Here is a 16,170-nt window from a genome sequence, read left to right as displayed (position 1 = left end):
GGCTCAAAACAGAAAGAGCACTAAATGCTACTCGTACCGCAAAGATTCTATGGGGTCTAGTTTAGAGGCTTTGTAGGCTGGGTAGTAGCCTGAGAACAAGCCTACCGTAATACAGATGGCCATGCCCACCGCCATCCAGAGCCAGGGTACGAAGAACTCGCCCTGCCCAATTAAGATTGCTATGCCGTTGCCCATGAGTACGCCCAGCAGAATGCCTACAATACCCCCCAGCACACAAATCACAATGGCCTCAATCAGGAACTGTTGTCTGATCTGTTTAATGGTGGCCCCCAGGGCTTTTCTTATCCCAATCTCGCGGGTACGCTCCGTTACGCTCACCATCATAATGTTCATGAGACCAATAGACGCGCCCAGCAGCGTGATGAAACCCACCAGAAAGCCCCCGGTTTTCAGGTAGCCGGTAATCTTGTTCAGGGTTTGCTCCACAGAATCGCTTCTGGTGATCTCAAAGGAGGCCTCTTGCCCCAGGCGGTCCTGGCGCACCTTGCGCATAATGCCGGTGGCCTCTTCCATGGCGTAGGCCAGGCTGGTTTCGCCTAGAATAGCAGATTTAATGTTGAAGGTTAGCGGTGACGTGGTAGGGATCTGGGTGGCGGCCTCCAGCGGGATAATGATCAGACGGTTGCTTCCGCCGCCGCCCATCCCGCCGCCCTGGCTCTTGATCTTGCCGATCACCTTGAACCGACGGCCCAGCATAATAATGCTTTTGCCTTCGGGGCTTTGCTTGGGAAATAGTTTCTCGGCGATCTCATCACCAATAATAGCTACGGGTGCCCCGGTCTCGTATTCCAGGCTAGAAAAAGGCCGGCCCAGGTCCAGGTCATAGTTTTCATTGACCAGGAAATTTTCATCTCCGCCAATCACGCTGTTGGTGGGGTTGGTTTTGATGCTCCCAGCTTTCACAGCTACCCCGTTGCCCACCTGAGCCGACAGGCTCACGCGGGCCTTGTCCTGCATCAATTCTTTGTACTGCTTGGCCTGAAACTCCGTGATATTGGGGTACATTTTGTTCTGGCGACCGCCCCGGCTGCCCCGACCGTCCCATTTTTTTTCAATATCAAAAGAATTGGCACCAAGTGTGGAGAAGGTATTGGACACTGAATACTTGATTCCCTCAATAGCCGTTAGAATACCTACCAATGACATGATACCAATGGAGATAATTAAGGCCGTAAGAACGGTTCTCAATAGATTGCTCTTGATGGAGCGGAAACCTTCTTTTATGTTTTCTAAGTAATTCATGGTTTATCAGAATCCTGGACCGGACCGGAACACTTTATCTGTCGTAAATACAAAGGATTTCTTACTGATGAGAGCATGTTTAAATTTGTCTTTTGCGCTCCAAAAGGCCATGGCAAGAACCAGCGTTCATGGTTTTGAGCACCATAGCGCTGCTATTCTGTTCAAAAACCGCTTCCGCAGAACCTCACTCTTGTCTTTTTGCCTGCAAAACCAAAAGATAAACAAGCTCTTATAAAAGTACTTGTTTTCCTGATTACTGCCCGTTTTTCCTAATTTTGTTTAAAACCACTTATAGATGAAGACTTTGTGCCTGATATTTTTAGTGCTGTTGGGCCTGCTGGGGGCTACCCCGGGCTGGGCGTCTTATCTGCTGCTGCCCATGGACCAAAGCCAGAAAAACCACCTCAAGGCGTATGGTATTGCTTATTGGGCCCTCCAGCGCCAGGTGGAAGTGGACTGGTTGCTCAATTACCAGGGCGGCGCCTTCGCCTTTAAACAAGCCCAGGAACTGGAGAAAGAACTGGTGGTACGCGGCATCAGTTTCCAGACCATCTCAGATGCCCAGTATAACCAGATCCTGACCCAAATCTCGGCGCCCGAGTCTAACATGGACGTGATGAAACTGGAAAAGGCCCCCAAGATTGCGGTGTACTCCCCCAAATCCAAACAGCCCTGGGACGATGCCGTGACCCTGGTTTTAACCTATGCCGAGATTCCCTATGACCTGATCTATGACGATGATATTCTGGAGGACAAGCTGCCCAAGTATGATTGGCTGCACCTGCACCATGAGGATTTTACCGGCCAACAAGGCAAGTTCTACAGCGCCTTCCGGAACGCGCCCTGGTACATAGAGCAGAAACGCGAGTCAGAGGCCATTGCTAAGCGGTTCGGGTTTTCTAAAGTGCCCCAGCTGAAGAGTGCAGTGGTGCAACGCATACGGGATTTCTGCGCCGGCGGCGGATTCATGTTTGCCATGTGCTCTGCTACTGATACGTATGACATTGCCCTAGCCGCTATTGGCCTGGACATCACCGAAAGCATGTTTGACGGCGATCCTTCAGACCCTCAAGCACAATCTAAACTCAACTTTGACAACACCTTTGCTTTCAAGGATTTCACCTTAATTAGAGACCCGTATCACCCGGAGTTTTCCAACATTGACAACAGCCAGATGGAGCGGGGCCTGAGGGAGAACAATGACTATTTCCAGCTCTTCACCTATTCCGCTAAATGGGACCCTATCCCCACCATGCTCACTCAGAACCACGAGAAAACTATCAAAGGGTTTATGGGTTTGACCACCGGGTTTAAGAAGCGGCTGATCAAGTCTGACGTGGTGATTATGGGCGAGAACAAAGCTATTGACGAGGCCCGCTACATTCATGGCACCTTCGGGAAAGGCACCTGGACCTTCTATGGCGGCCATGACCCTGAGGACTACCAGCACTTTGTGGAGGAAGAGCCTACGGACTTATCGCTGTACCCTAACTCTCCCGGGTACCGGTTAATTCTGAATAATATTCTTTTCCCGGCGGCTAAGAAGAAGAAGCAAAAGACTTAATGGACTGTTGGTTGGTAATTGTTGATTGTTAGAAATATCCTCGACAACGCTACATAAAAGGTCTGGGTCTGTTTTGAAGGTGTTTTTTAGAAAACGCCTTCAAAACAGACCCAGACCTTTTTACTATTCCTCCTTATGATAGAAGCAATCAGCCATTAACGACCAACAACTTTATTAATGAACCCTGTCTGGTCGGTGTTCCAGGTTAGCAATAATATCAGCTTCAATCTCCAGCAGTTCTTTGAGGCGGGCATCTACCACTTCTTTGGGCATATATTCCTTGGCCAGCTTCACAAAGCTCACATAATGGGCAGCCTCAGACACCATCAGTTCATAGTAGAACTTCTTTAGTCCCTCGTCTTGCAGGTTTTGCCAGAGTAGCTTGAAGCGCTCGCAGCTGCGGGCCTCTATAAGGGCGTTCACCAGCAGGTGGTCCATCAATTGGCGCTCCCGCAGATTGCCTTTTCTGATGTGCTGGCTGAGCTTAACCACGTACTCATCGGGCCGGTTACGACCCAGGCCGAAGCCTCGCTTCTTGAGCTCGTCCATGACCCGCTCAAAGTGCCCCCACTCCTCGGCTACCAGGGCCGTCATTTCCTCTACCAGCTTGGTTTTATCGGGGTACTTCACAATAAGGGAAATGCCAGAAGTCGCGGCTTTCTGTTCACAGTAAGCATGGTCCACCAGAATATCCTCAATGTTCATTTCTACAATGTTCACCCACCGCGGGTCTGTGGGCAGCTGCAGTTTAAGAATTGATTTTGCCACGTAAGGAAAGTTGGGATGGAAAGATGCTGGGGTACGAAACTTATGAAAAATTAATCATAGAAGTTCCAGCGCAACCCGAAGATGAAACTGAACGGGTTGGCCGGGTAATAAGGCGTAGTGAAATAGCCCTGCTCCCAACCACTGATCACGGTGTTCAGGTTGCTGGCCTTCAGGAAGATGTTGATGGTTTTGATGTCGGTGTTCAGGAACACGTCTAATGTGGGGTACCGGTCCACCTGGAAGGCATTCTGCAAATGGAACTGCTGGGTCACCGGCATATAGCCATCGGCTAGATACGTGGAGTGCCAGTTCATTTCTACTCCAGCCTGTACGTTAATGGCATTCTTGAACATGGGGCCTTGCAAGTACGCCTTCGAGTTCACGTACCATTCTGGCATCCGGATCACGTCTGGGCCACTTACTTTATTGTAATAGACCGTGTTGTCCAACACAAACGCCTTCACGTTGAATTTATAGCGTACACTGCCCTGAATCAGATTAAGGCCGTCTGAGGTTTGAACGGGCTCCGCGAACCTATTGCCGACAGAATCCTGATAGTAAACGTAGTTTTGCAGATTGGTATATTGGAGTTGGGCTACCAGGTAGTGGTTTTTAATGCCGGCTTCCAGGGTGGCAGCGGTTTGGGTGGCCTGGGTGTTCTCAAAAGAGTTGAACCACTCAAAATGGTTACTGATATACACTCGTTGCAGTAAGGTGGGCGAATACGAGGTTCTGGTTTGGCGCACGGTCAGGTACTTCAGGCGGGCCTGAGCATTCAACCGGTAATCACCGCCTCCTAACTGGAACTCGGCATCAGTGGTCACGTAGATATCGTTCTTCAGCCTGAATTGGGCCTCGCCGCCAATAAAATTATCCGCGATGGTGCGGTTTTCCTGTTTCTGGTAATACACCCGGTTGGGAATTCCACCTTCGGTTACCTGACGGGCGCCTCTTGCGTCTAGCTTATAGTCTCCGTCGCGGCGTTTGGCATAAGCCCGGTAGACAAATAGCTTTCCGCTGCCCATCACCCCAAACGTGTTTTCTATCTGCCGGAAGTACGATTCATCTTTGGTTTGGGCTGTGTCAAGGAGAGCTCTGGGGTAGAATATTAGCTGAGGTTTAGAATCTTCAGAGGAACTGTAGGGCAAGGCTTCATCTGAGAATTCATTATGCTGGGTGTTCACATCCAGGGTATAGTAGAGCTGCAAACCGGACCCCAGCAATTTGTACCATTGGGTAGCATGGAAGTTGTAGCGCTTTTCATTTGATGCTGCCTTGTTCAGCCGCACCGCCTCAGACTTGTATTCAAAAAGACTGTCGCGGGTATCACCGGGTTCGGGGCTTATGCCGCCCAATTCAATTTGCTCATGACTGGTCTGGCTGTAGTTGGCCATTAACCGGTAGCGCTCATTCTTACTAAAGTAATGAGTAAAGGCCTGCAACCCGTAGTGGCTCACCAGCCCGTCTAACCGCCCACCAATAGAGCCTATCTGCCGTTCACTCCCTACCCGTTCATACCCCACGCCCACGTTCCAGTTTGATTTGATATTACGGGTATGTTTGGTCCGGAAGATAGACTCGCCCAGGGTACCCTGCACGTAGTTCAAAAACGTGTGCGGCGATTTGGTATCATAATAGGCAATGGTCTTAGGGTTTACGGCATACACATCAAAGGCATTCCGCCCCAGGCGATTCCCCAGAATGGTAGGCATCTGCCAGAAAAGGGGTTGTGAGGCGGTGCCCACGTTCCCCAAATCTTGCTGCAGGGTAGAGTCATAGTACCAGTGCCGCAGGCTATGCAAATTGGTAATAGAGGTGTCTATTCGGCTGGGCGTCAGGTTGCCTTTAAAAATATCGGCCTCATACAAGACCATGGTGGTAGCAGATCCATACACGGATTTGGTAGAGTCGTTCAGGACCTGCGCCTGGGTCAGCAGAGAGGTGCCCAGCCAGATAATAACGACCGCAGAAAGGAGCTTTTTGTAATTCACGTCCAAAATTAAGAATTAATATCTGATCCCCATCGCGCCACCTCCTGCCTGATCACGTCATCAAACGAAGGTTCCTGTGGGGCAAAGGCATTACCTACCGGCATATAGAAAACGGGCGCTTGCTGCCACAGCGGTTCCAGCTCTGGCTGCTGCCATTTCACGGCGTCTTTCTGTGTCATTAGAATACTCACTTCTGGGTCCTGCAGTTGCTGGTAAAACCCTATTACCTCTCCTACGCGGTCGGGGGTCACTTCGGCATGGTCTGCCCACTCAAAATGCTGCAAAATAGTGTGGCCGCTTTCCTGCAGGTGTTTGACCAAGGGCCGCGCATTGGCAATTCCTGTTACTAAGACCAGTTTTTTCCCTAACGCTGCTTCTGGCCCTAACGGTACGGCCGGGGCATACACAATCCTTGAAAAGAAAACCGGGGTACCAGCGGTGGTGTATTTCTGGACCTGTGCTACTAAAGCAAGTTGCTCTTCCTGGGATATGGTATTAGGGCATTTGGTGATGACGACCGCATGGGCCCGGTGGGCGCCGGACCGGGGCTCGCGTAATCTCCCCATAGGTAATAGATGGTCCTGGGTGAAAAGCCGGTTAAAATCGGTGAGCAGTAAATAGAAAGAGGCCTTCACGGGGCGGTGCTGAAAGGCGTCATCCAGCAGGATCAGATCCAGGTCTGGGTACAGTTGCAGCAGCCGTTGGATACCCTCGGCCCTTTTCTCACACACCGCCACTACCACCTCGGGCAGGTTTTGGGTGTACTGAAAAGGCTCATCGCCTAACGTAGCGGCAGTGGCCTGGGCATTGGCCAGCACAAAGCCTTTGGTGGCCCGTTTGTAGCCGCGTGATAAGATGGCTATGCGCCGGGGTTGTAGCAGGCGGGCCAGGTATTCTACCTGCGGGGTCTTGCCGGTACCGCCCACGCTCAGGTTTCCCACGCAGAGAACGGGTATGGGCGCTCGGTAGACCGCAAACACCTCCCAATCGTATAAAAGATTCCGCAGGCGCACCAGGGCCCCGTACAGCCAGGCAAACGGCAGCAACAGATAGCTAAGAGAGGACAATAGAGGGGCCATTACCTGCAAAAGTAACCGAATTTTAACTTTCTTTGCGCGGATTGGCCTCAAACCTACAGAATGACAAAGATAAAAGAAGTGGTACAGGAACTGGAGCGGTACGCCCCCCCTGCCTATCAGGAATCTTATGACAACGCCCTGCTCCAGGTGGGTGACCCCGAAGCCACCGTCACCCGGGTGTTGGTAACCCTTGACTGTACCCTGGAAGTAGTGCTGGAAGCCGTGGACCGTGGCTGCAACCTGATCGTGGCTCACCACCCGGTCATCTTCAAGCCCTTGAAAAGCCTCACCGGCAAAACCCCGGTGGAGCGCATATTGCTCAAGGCCCTGGAACACAAAATAGCCATCTTCGCCTGCCATACCAACCTGGACCACGTGCACAACGGGGTCAATGCCAAGCTCTGCGAGAAACTAGGCATCATCAACACCAAAGTGCTGGCCCCTAAAACCGGAACTCTGGCCAAGCTGGAAACCTACGTGCCTCTGGAAGACACCGAAAAGGTGTTGGCGGCGCTGCACAAAGCCGGGGCCGGACAGATAGGTGATTACTCAGACTGCAGTTTCAGGATTACCGGCACCGGAAGATTTACGCCCAACCTGCAGGCCAATCCCCACATTGGCGAGCCCGGCAAAACCGAGGAAACCATTGAAAACAGGATTGAAGTCGTTTTCCCGGCCTATAAACAGACCCAGATCATGCGCGCCCTGCTGCAGGCCCACCCCTATGAGGAAGTGGCCCATTACCTGGTGGCCCTGCAAAATGAGAACCAGGAAGTAGGTGCCGGCATGGTAGGCGACTTGGAGGAGCCCCTGTACACAGATGCCTTCTTGTACCACTTGAAAGAACGCCTGAAGATCAATACCTTCCGGCATACGGCCTGGCCGCAGAAGCCCATTAAGCGCGTGGCCGTGTGCGGGGGCGCCGGAAGTTTCCTGATCAGGCAGGCCAAGGCGGCGGGCGCCGATGTCTTCCTCACCGCCGATTTGAAGTACCACGAGTTTTTTGAGGCCAACGCTCAAATGGCGCTGGTAGACGTAGGTCATTATGAAAGCGAAGTTTACACGAAGGAGCTTTTTTATGATATACTTACAAAATCTTTTGCTAATTTTGCAGTCGATTTGTCATACACCAATACAAATCCCGTTAGACACAGCTAAATATCCATGGAAAGTACTGTAGCAAGTAAGTTAGACGCACTTCTAAGACTTCAGAGCTTAGATTCTCAATTAGACCAAATTCTACAAGTTAGAGGCGACCTACCCGAAGAGGTTCGTGACCTGGAAGATGAGATTGCCGGCTACCAAGTACGCGTGAGCAAATTTGATGAGGAGATCGCTGAGCTTCAGCAGTCTATTGCCAACCGCAAGCAAGGTATCAAAGACGCTGAGAAGCTGATCAAGAAATACGAGGAGCAGCAGGAGAACGTACGCAACAACCGCGAGTTTGACGCCATCACCAAAGAGGTGGAGCTTCAGAAACTGGAGATCCAGATCAACGAGAAGAAGATCCGCGAAGCCAACTACCAGATTGAGCAGAAGATCGCTGATATCCAGGACACCAAAAACCGTCTGGAAGAGCGTCAGAAAGACCTTAACACCAAAAACAGCGAACTGCAGGTAATGGTGGGCGAAAGCGAGGAAGACGAGCGCAAACTCAACGAGCAGAAGCAGGAAGCCATTTCCCACATTGAAGACCGCCTTCTGTTTGCCTACAACCGGATCCGGAAAAACGTGCGCAACGGCCTGGCCGTTGTTACCGTGAAGCGTGACGCCTGCGGAGGATGTTTCAACACCGTTCCCCCTCAGCGCCAGTCAGACATTGCCTCTAAAAAGAAAATCACCGTTTGCGAACACTGCGGCCGTATCCTGGCCGATGTGGAGCTTAAGGTAATCGTGTAAAACAGACCGACAGTTTTTTATATTTGGAAAAGGATGGCTAGCGCCATCCTTTTTTTTGTGGATGCCTTTTCAATTATACGCTATCGTCATTTAGGAAAGCCGCGGCTTACTTGAAAGGTCAAACCTGTTTTGGGCCTGTTTTCTGGAAAACAGGCCCAAAACAGGAAACCCACTGGAAAACATGGCAACCGCTCAGAACTGCTTATCTTTGCCCACCAATTCACAGACTTCTATCCGCTTTATGCAGCAGCTTACCTTGCCTTTCTCTGACTTACCTGTTCCGGTACAGCAATGGAAACAGCAAGCGCTGGCGTGGGCAACGGCAGAGAATGAAGCGGTCGCCTATTATGAACCTAACGGCATTTCCTACAGGCATGGATCTTTTCATAACCTATTGGGCATGCGCAAGAAAAGTACGGGCATGCAAGGCTTGGACATAGCTACTACCTGGCAGGAACTGGAGCAGATTTTGGAAGCCAATACCGTTGCCCCCCTCTTGGGTTTTCTCACCTATGATCTAAAGAATGGCCTGGAGCAACTGCACAGCCAGCACCCAGACCAAATAGGCTTTCCTGAGCTTTACTTTTTCCGGCCTGAGATCTGGTTGGCCTGGGAAGAAAGCTACGTCACCATTAATTCTTTCACCGCAGACCCGGTGGTGATTGCCCGTGAAATTGGGGGTATGCCGTTTTCGGCCTGTTTTTCTAAAAACAGCCTCAAAACAAAAGCCCGGGTACCAAAGGAAGAATACCTGAAAACGGTGGAGAACCTACGCCAGCACATTCTGGAAGGAGACGTGTATGAGGTCAACTACTGCCAGGAGTTTTATGCCGAGGTCGTTGTCCTGAATCCGCTCCCCTTATTCTGGCGCCTCAACGAAGCCTCGCCCACGCCTTTTGCCGGTTTCCTGAAACTAAACCATCGATACCTGCTGTGCGCCAGCCCCGAGCGTTTTTTGAAAAAGGAAGGACAGTTGCTGGTCTCCCAGCCTATTAAAGGCACCATTAAACGAGGCACCACTCTAGAACAGGACAACCAGCAAAGGGCTGCGCTGGCTGCCAGCGAAAAGGAACGCGCCGAAAACATGATGATCGTGGACCTGGTCCGGAATGACCTGAACCGGGTGGCCGTTACCGGCAGCGTGCAGGTGGAAGAGTTTTTCGGGCTGTACCCGTTTAAGTTTGTCTGGCAGATGATCTCTACGGTCACCGGGGAGTTACCAATAAAAGTTGGCGCGTTGGAAGTTATCAAGGCCGCCTTTCCCATGGGCAGCATGACGGGCGCACCCAAGATCAGGGCCCTGGAACTGATTGAGCAGTACGAGAAAATCAAAAGAGGCCTGTACTCGGGTTCCCTGGGCTATTTTATGCCCAACGGCGATTTTGATTTCAACGTGGTCATTCGGAGCTTACAATACAATGCGCAAACCCAATACCTTTCCTTTGAGGTAGGCAGCGCCATCACTTATGACTCAGACCCGGAGCAAGAGTACCAGGAATGCCTTTTGAAAGCCGCCGCCATCACGCAGGTGCTGGAGAATCCTTCCTTTGTCTCCTGATATCTTTCCCTTGTCCGGTTCCCCTGGGTTGATCCTCTGCCAGAAAGCGGTTTCCTAAGCTTTGCTTAGTAACGTTCTCTCCAAGGTTATCCCTCCCAATTCTCCTTTTTGATAATTGAATAATTTTTACTCCAAAATCCACCCAGGCTTTCCATATATTCTAAAATTGATAATATCTTAGCATTACAATACTCTAATCTATCCTACCCCTTTATTAACTCACATTAAATGAAAAAAACCTTTAATCGCCTATGGGGTGGCATTTTGTTGCTGCCCCTTTTATCTGGTTGTGCCTCTACCTATCACCCCATTAAGCCTGAAGCCCTTCCCTATTCTTACAAAGAAAATAACCTGCAGGACCAGGTCAGTCTCTCCTATATGTATGATGGGCTGGCACTACGGGGCAACAAAAAATACGTAAAGCGTGAGTTAAAAAACGCTATTAAAGTGGTAGGGGTTAAAATTGAGAATAACTCAGCTTCCCCGATCAACGTGGGGGAAGATTGCCGATTCTACATGGGTGACCGAGAACTAAACCCTATAGACCCCAACCTGACAGCCACCCTCATCAAGCAGCCGGTTCCTATTTATTTGTTGTACAGCTTGCTAAATTTCAACTTTTATACGGAGGTGGACCCTTATACAGGCAAGCCAACTAACTCCACCTTTATCCCAAGCGGGCCTTTCATAGCCGTTGGAAACATGGTAGTAGCTGGAACCGCTAACACTCAAATGCGGAAAGAATTCATCGGAAAAAGTATTCTGTCCAAAACTATCGCCCCAGGCCAAACTGCCTACGGGCTTTTGTGCCTACGGGAAACCTCCAGTGGGCCTATTAAGATAAGGGTCAACAAGAAACCAGAAGTAGCCACCAACTAAACACCCCCAAGGGCCTGTCTTTCAATAGACAGGCCCTTCTTCGTTAAAAATCATCTGCCATTCTGTCATAATACCTCAAAAAGCCGTATCTTTGCCCCTTTGATGAGATGTTATGCACGCACCCATTCTGGATTTAGATTTCATAGATAACCGCACGCCCGAAGAAGCCGCCGCATGCGATACCAAAGTGACCGTAGACACCAACACCGGCCGTCAACGGAAGCTGTATATTGAGAGCTACGGCTGTCAGATGAACTTCTCAGACAGTGAGATCGTCTCCTCTATCTTATTTGAGGCCGGTTTTGACACTACCTCAGATGTAAAGAACGCCGACCTGGTGTTGCTGAACACCTGCTCCATCAGGGAAAAGGCTGAAACAACTGTCCGCCACCGGTTGCTGCAACTCCAACATATGAAGAAAAAGCGCCCTGGCCTGATAGTGGGCGTCCTGGGCTGCATGGCTGAGCGTTTGAAAAAGAACCTGCTGGAAGAGGAGAAAATGGTGGACCTGGTGGTGGGCCCCGATGCCTACCGCGACCTTCCCTCCTTGATCAGTGAAGTGGAAGGCGGCCACAAAGCCGTGAACGTGCTGCTTTCCCGGGAGGAAACCTACGCTGACATTAACCCCATCAGGCTGAACAGCAACGGCGTGAGCGCCTTCGTTTCTATCATGCGGGGCTGTGACAACATGTGCTCTTTCTGCGTGGTACCCTTCACCCGCGGGCGCGAGCGCAGCCGTGATGCGCACTCCATTGTGCGCGAGGCGCAGGAATTGGTCAGCCAGGGCTACAAAGAAGTAACGCTGTTGGGCCAAAACGTAGACTCCTACAAGTGGGCCTCTGAAGACGGTACCGAGAAAGTGAACTTCGCCCAACTGCTGGAAAAAGTAGCTTTGATCTCCCCTGATCTGCGCGTGCGGTTCTCTACCTCCCACCCCAAAGACATCACAGATGAAGTGCTGTACACCATCAAGAAGTACGACAACATCTGCAAATACATTCACCTACCTGCCCAAAGCGGAAACTCCCGCGTGCTGGATTTGATGAACCGCACCTATGACCGTGCCTGGTACATAGACCGCGTAGACGCTATCAGGAGAATTTTGGGCGACGAGTGCGCTATCTCCACAGACATGATCTCTGGCTTCTGCACCGAGACCGAGGAAGAGCATAAAGACACGTTGACCCTCATTGACTACGTGCAGTATGACTATGCCTATATGTTCTTCTACTCTGAGCGACCCGGCACCCTGGCGGCTCGCAAGTTAGAGGATGACATCCCGCTGGAAGTGAAAAAGCGCCGCCTGCAGGAAGTCATTGACTTACAACGTCATTACTCGCTTATCCGGAATGAGAAGACGGTAGGTACTGTGCAAAAGGTGTTGCTGGAAGGCTTCTCCAAGCGCTCCCAAGAAATGCTGAGCGGCCGCGATGACAAAAACAGAATGGTCATTATCCCTAAAATGGATTATCAGAAAGGCGATTACGTGAACGTGCTCATCACCCACTGTTCTGTAGGCACCCTGTTTGGGGAACCGATTCTTTAATGTGCTAATTACTACTTAATTAAGGTGCTATTCCTCTACCAATAGCATACCAGCACATTCCATCATTAGCACATTAAAAAATGCGTGAAATAGAGATACAGTCGGTGAAGCAGCGGTTTGGCATCATCGGGAATTCGCCTTTGCTGAATTACGCTATCCAGGTGGCGGTCCAGGTGGCGCCCACCGATATGACCGTCCTGATCAACGGCGAAAGCGGCAGCGGGAAAGAATCCTTTTCCAAGATCATCCACCAGCTGAGCCCCCGCAAGCACGGCCAGTTCATTGCCATCAACTGCGGCGCCATTCCGGAAGGAACCATTGACTCAGAATTGTTCGGGCACGAGAAAGGCTCCTTCACCGGCGCCCAGGAGGCCCGCAAAGGCTATTTTGAGGTCACCAACGGCGGTACTATTTTCCTAGATGAGATTGGCGAAATGCCGCTGGGCACCCAGGCCCGCCTGCTGCGCGTGCTGGAAAACGGCGAATTCATTAAAGTAGGCTCCTCCAAAGTCCTCAAGACCGATGTACGCGTGGTGGCTGCCACCAACGTGAACCTGCTGCAGGCCGTGGAGCGCGGCCAGTTTAGAGAGGATTTATATTACCGCCTGAACACCGTACCCATCAGTGTACCTCCTTTGCGGGAGCGCGGAGAAGACACGCACCTGTTGTTCCGTAAATTCGCCAGTGATTTTGCCGAGCGCTACCACGTAAAACCTATCACGTTGCTGCCCGATGCGGTGCAGGAACTGTTACGCTACCGGTTCCCGGGCAATATCCGCCAGCTGAAGAACATAGTGGAGCAGATCTCGGTGCTGGAGTACGAACGGGAGATCAATGGGACTACCCTACGCAAGTACCTTCCGCAGGAACAAGTCAACCAATTGCCGGCCATCTTTCACCCACAGGCCGGCGCAGAAGGCTCCACCGGCATTTCTGAGCGCGACCTCCTGTACAAGGTGCTGTTTGACATGCGCAAAGACATGAACGACCTCAAGCAGGTGGTCTTTGATTTATTGTCGCACCAGCAGGAAGACGCGGAACTATTGAAGGCCAACAGCCACTTATTTGATGAGGTGCGCCCCTATGAGCCGCCGGTGTACCGGCCCAGCCCCGAGCGCCGCGATGGCTACATGCTTTCCGTGGACGAGGACGACGAACCTTATGAGGAGAAAGTAGAGGATATCTCCCATGAAACCGAGGAAGAAAGCCTTTCTTTGGAGCACAAGGAAAAGGAAATGATCCTGAAGGCGTTGAAGAAGCACGGGAACAAACGCAAATACGCCGCTAAAGACCTGGGCATTTCTGAACGCACGCTTTACCGCAAATTAAAACAGTACGACCTTGAAGACTTATAAATCCTTCTCCTGCCTTTTGCCTTTGGTGCTCCTCACCTTCCTGCTTAGCGGGTGCTATTCCTTTTCCGGGGTGAATCTTTCCCCCGAGGTGAAGACCATATCCATCACCAACTTCAGCAACGCCTCTGGCCAAGGACCTTCTAACCTGCAACAGTTTGTCACTGAGGACTTCAAGGATTACTTTCAACGCAACACTACCCTGCGTATCTTGCCGCAAGCCGGTGACCTGCAGATTGAAGGCCAGATACTGAGCTATTCCTTCAGCCCAGCCGCAATTCAGCGGAGCGATTTGCCTGCCGGCGGTAACGTGGGTCTGGACCAGGCCGGCGCCAACCGTCTTACTATTGTGGTGCAGATCAATTACACAGACACTAAGAACCCCACCAACAACTTTGACCAAAGTTTCTCGGGGTTTTATGATTTCCCTCCTACGCTGGATATCAACCTCATCAGCCGCGCCCAGATCCAGCAGATCACCGAACGGATTATCTATAGCGTTTTTACAAAAACGGTAGCGAATTGGTAGCTATCTTTGCACCAGAGAAACCACTCAGATCTTAAATTAAGAGATACCATTCTGTATTTCATCATAATCTAGTAATTTGACCTAGTCTTATCCCAGGCCAGGCAAACATGAATTTCATGAACAAAGCGGCATTTTTAAATATTGTACGGCAAGTTGCGCCCATTCAGGACCAGGAAGTAGACGACCTGGAGAAACTGGTGGTGTCCTTTCCGTATTGCCAGACCGCCCATGTTCTGCTGGCCAAGGCTGCCCATGACCGGGGTAGCATGCTTTCCACCCAAAAATTGCGCAGAGCCGCCGCCCACGCCTCTAACCGCCAGCTCCTAAAGCAACTGATCTACGCCGCTCCGCCGGTGCCAGAAGTTTATCTTGAGGAGCAGGAAGAGGAAGAGCAGTCCTCAGCACCAACCGCCGTTTCAGAGCCGTTTTCTGAAAACCAGCCCCAAACTGAGGTTTTGCCTCAGGAGGAGGAAATGGGCGATGAGTGGGCTCCGGAAGAGACTGAAGTAGAGGAAGTCCCCGACACAGACCTTGCCGGATTAGATTTCGGCGAGGACCTTTCTGCGCCGAAAGAGCAAGACGCGGAAGAGGAAACGGATTTTACCTTACAAGAAACGTCTCTTTCAGAGGAAGCAGAACTTTCTTCAGAAGAAGTTATTTCAGACCCTCAGGAGTTGGCCCAGGCCTTACTTGCTGCAGATACTTTTACCAGTGAGGAAGAGATAATCGCTTCTGACCTTGAAGAAGAAGCCCTTTTCAACACTGAAGTTGAAAGCCTGCCGGAACAGGAACAACTGGCCGCTACTTTTTTGGAGCCGTTTTCTGAAAAAGAGGTTGAAAACAGCGTTCTGGTAGTTGAGACGGGAGAGCCTACTACGGAGCAGGAGCTGCAAGAAGAAGAAGCCATTTTAGAGGACTTCACTGCTGTTGAGGAAGAAGATGACTTTAACCTGGAGGAGTTGCTGGAGCTTATCCAGATCAATGGGCTGTCCAGCCTTTCGGCGCCTATTCCAAGCGTAAACCTCACCCATGAGGAGATCATCTCTGAGATTACATCTAGCTCAGAGACAGCTTCTTTAAAGGAGTTGCCTGAACCGGCAGATGAAGCAAGAGAGCTCCCCTTGGCCGCAGTTGCCACAGACGATAACCTGTCTGCTTATCTGGAGATTGCGGAGTTGTACACGGTGTATGACACCTCTGGCTACGAATTCCCAACCCTGAAAGTGCAGGAGGCAGAGCCTGCTTCAGTGGAACCGGAAACCGAGCAGGATCTTTACCTGTCTATCTTCACGCAAAACAACTTGGCGTATTGGATGGGCTCCAGCCGCCTGGGGGAAAGCATTCAACTCAAAGACGAGCTTACCTCCCTAACACCGTTCTATTTCCAGCCGGAGCTTATTCTGGAGCACGTAAAAAGCAGCCACACCCCTGCTCCTGAGCCCGAGGAAACGCCGGCGGCCAAACTGGACAAACAGCTTTTTATTATAAATCAATTCCTGAAATCGGCGCCCAAGCGGAAGAACGTGGCTAATGCCCAGTTGCCCCAGGAACCCCAGGAAGACCTGTCTGCCAAGAGCTCCAAGCCAAAGAAGAACCTGGTGTCAGAAAATCTGGCCCTCATCTTCATAAAGCAAGGAAAAGCCAAAAAGGCTATCAAAATTTATGAACAATTAATAGTAAAGTTTCCAGAAAAAAAGAGTTACTTTGCCGAACAGATAGAAAAATTAAGAAACGAACTTTAG

The 16,170-nt window shown here is 50.9% G+C and carries 13 protein-coding genes; 9 read left to right on the top strand and 4 right to left on the bottom strand.

The window, feature by feature from the left end; genetic code table 11:
- Nucleotides 1–27: 27 nt before the first annotated feature.
- Complete coding sequence (locus TH63_RS06840; protein WP_048920294.1) at nucleotides 28–1,263, bottom strand: ABC transporter permease; 1,236 nt, start codon at nucleotides 1,261–1,263, stop codon at nucleotides 28–30.
- Between the two features lie 295 nt (nucleotides 1,264–1,558).
- Between TH63_RS06840 and TH63_RS06830 the strand changes: the two genes are divergently transcribed.
- Nucleotides 1,559–2,827: a hypothetical protein gene (locus TH63_RS06830; RefSeq protein ID WP_048920292.1), complete on the top strand. Its 1,269-nt coding sequence runs from the start codon at nucleotides 1,559–1,561 to the stop codon at nucleotides 2,825–2,827.
- 174 nt (nucleotides 2,828–3,001) lie between these two features.
- Here the strand turns inward: TH63_RS06830 and miaE are convergent, their stop codons facing one another.
- The 3 genes from miaE to lpxK are packed head-to-tail and all read right to left on the bottom strand — an operon-like array spanning nucleotide 3,002 to nucleotide 6,665.
- Nucleotides 3,002–3,595, bottom strand: coding sequence for a tRNA-(ms[2]io[6]A)-hydroxylase (miaE, locus tag TH63_RS06825; RefSeq protein WP_262506187.1), 594 nt, complete (start codon nucleotides 3,593–3,595; stop codon nucleotides 3,002–3,004).
- A 50-nt stretch (nucleotides 3,596–3,645) separates the two neighbouring features.
- Nucleotides 3,646–5,586 carry a putative porin gene (locus TH63_RS06820; RefSeq protein ID WP_156180447.1) on the bottom strand — a complete coding sequence of 647 codons (1,941 nt, stop codon included), beginning with the start codon at nucleotides 5,584–5,586 and terminating at the stop codon, nucleotides 3,646–3,648.
- An 8-nt stretch (nucleotides 5,587–5,594) separates the two neighbouring features.
- Nucleotides 5,595–6,665 (bottom strand): tetraacyldisaccharide 4'-kinase, encoded by a 1,071-nt coding sequence (gene lpxK / locus TH63_RS06815; RefSeq protein ID WP_082161578.1) that lies wholly within the window; start codon nucleotides 6,663–6,665, stop codon nucleotides 5,595–5,597.
- Between the two features lie 60 nt (nucleotides 6,666–6,725).
- On the opposite strand from lpxK, the gene TH63_RS06810 reads away from it, so the two are divergent.
- The 8 genes from TH63_RS06810 (at nucleotide 6,726) to TH63_RS06775 (ending at nucleotide 16,170) form a co-directional block, all read left to right on the top strand.
- Nucleotides 6,726–7,823, top strand: a complete 1,098-nt coding sequence (locus tag TH63_RS06810) for a Nif3-like dinuclear metal center hexameric protein (RefSeq protein ID WP_048920290.1) — start codon at nucleotides 6,726–6,728, stop codon at nucleotides 7,821–7,823.
- Nucleotides 7,824–7,829: 6 nt separating this feature from the next.
- On the top strand, nucleotides 7,830–8,564 hold the full coding sequence (locus tag TH63_RS06805; protein ID WP_048920289.1) for a zinc ribbon domain-containing protein: 735 nt from the start codon (nucleotides 7,830–7,832) through the stop codon (nucleotides 8,562–8,564).
- Between the two features lie 241 nt (nucleotides 8,565–8,805).
- Nucleotides 8,806–10,122 (top strand): anthranilate synthase component I family protein, encoded by a 1,317-nt coding sequence (locus tag TH63_RS06800; RefSeq protein ID WP_048920288.1) that lies wholly within the window; start codon nucleotides 8,806–8,808, stop codon nucleotides 10,120–10,122.
- A gap of 228 nt (nucleotides 10,123–10,350) precedes the next feature.
- Nucleotides 10,351–11,001: a hypothetical protein gene (locus TH63_RS06795; RefSeq protein WP_048920287.1), complete on the top strand. Its 651-nt coding sequence runs from the start codon at nucleotides 10,351–10,353 to the stop codon at nucleotides 10,999–11,001.
- A 112-nt stretch (nucleotides 11,002–11,113) separates the two neighbouring features.
- Nucleotides 11,114–12,547, top strand: a complete 1,434-nt coding sequence (gene miaB, locus TH63_RS06790; protein WP_048920286.1) for a tRNA (N6-isopentenyl adenosine(37)-C2)-methylthiotransferase MiaB — start codon at nucleotides 11,114–11,116, stop codon at nucleotides 12,545–12,547.
- Nucleotides 12,548–12,627: 80 nt separating this feature from the next.
- On the top strand, nucleotides 12,628–13,902 hold the full coding sequence (locus TH63_RS06785; protein ID WP_048920285.1) for a sigma-54 interaction domain-containing protein: 1,275 nt from the start codon (nucleotides 12,628–12,630) through the stop codon (nucleotides 13,900–13,902).
- Nucleotides 13,889–14,428 carry an LptE family protein gene (locus TH63_RS06780; RefSeq protein ID WP_082161577.1) on the top strand — a complete coding sequence of 180 codons (540 nt, stop codon included), beginning with the start codon at nucleotides 13,889–13,891 and terminating at the stop codon, nucleotides 14,426–14,428. Before TH63_RS06785 ends, TH63_RS06780 begins: the two co-directional genes overlap by 14 nt.
- Nucleotides 14,429–14,544: 116 nt before the next feature.
- Nucleotides 14,545–16,170, top strand: a complete 1,626-nt coding sequence (locus tag TH63_RS06775; protein ID WP_156180445.1) for a tetratricopeptide repeat protein — start codon at nucleotides 14,545–14,547, stop codon at nucleotides 16,168–16,170.

This window comes from Rufibacter radiotolerans (genome assembly GCF_001078055.1).
GTDB classification, from domain to species: domain Bacteria; phylum Bacteroidota; class Bacteroidia; order Cytophagales; family Hymenobacteraceae; genus Nibribacter; species Nibribacter radiotolerans.
The sequence above is the reverse complement of the archived record's forward strand: the minus strand, read 5'-3'. Positions and strand labels throughout refer to the sequence as shown.

What these genes read in the sequence shown, in the direction of transcription:
- TH63_RS06840 (WP_048920294.1), bottom strand. Translation starts at nt 1,263, where the DNA reads ATGAATTACTTAGAAAACATAAAAGAAGGTTTCCGCTCCATCAAGAGC.
- TH63_RS06830 (WP_048920292.1), top strand. Translation starts at nt 1,559, where the DNA reads ATGAAGACTTTGTGCCTGATATTTTTAGTGCTGTTGGGCCTGCTGGGG.
- lpxK (WP_082161578.1), bottom strand. Translation starts at nt 6,665, where the DNA reads ATGGCCCCTCTATTGTCCTCTCTTAGCTATCTGTTGCTGCCGTTTGCC.
- TH63_RS06810 (WP_048920290.1), top strand. Translation starts at nt 6,726, where the DNA reads ATGACAAAGATAAAAGAAGTGGTACAGGAACTGGAGCGGTACGCCCCC.
- TH63_RS06805 (WP_048920289.1), top strand. Translation starts at nt 7,830, where the DNA reads ATGGAAAGTACTGTAGCAAGTAAGTTAGACGCACTTCTAAGACTTCAG.
- TH63_RS06800 (WP_048920288.1), top strand. Translation starts at nt 8,806, where the DNA reads ATGCAGCAGCTTACCTTGCCTTTCTCTGACTTACCTGTTCCGGTACAG.
- TH63_RS06795 (WP_048920287.1), top strand. Translation starts at nt 10,351, where the DNA reads ATGAAAAAAACCTTTAATCGCCTATGGGGTGGCATTTTGTTGCTGCCC.
- miaB (WP_048920286.1), top strand. Translation starts at nt 11,114, where the DNA reads ATGCACGCACCCATTCTGGATTTAGATTTCATAGATAACCGCACGCCC.
- TH63_RS06785 (WP_048920285.1), top strand. Translation starts at nt 12,628, where the DNA reads ATGCGTGAAATAGAGATACAGTCGGTGAAGCAGCGGTTTGGCATCATC.
- TH63_RS06775 (WP_156180445.1), top strand. Translation starts at nt 14,545, where the DNA reads ATGAACAAAGCGGCATTTTTAAATATTGTACGGCAAGTTGCGCCCATT.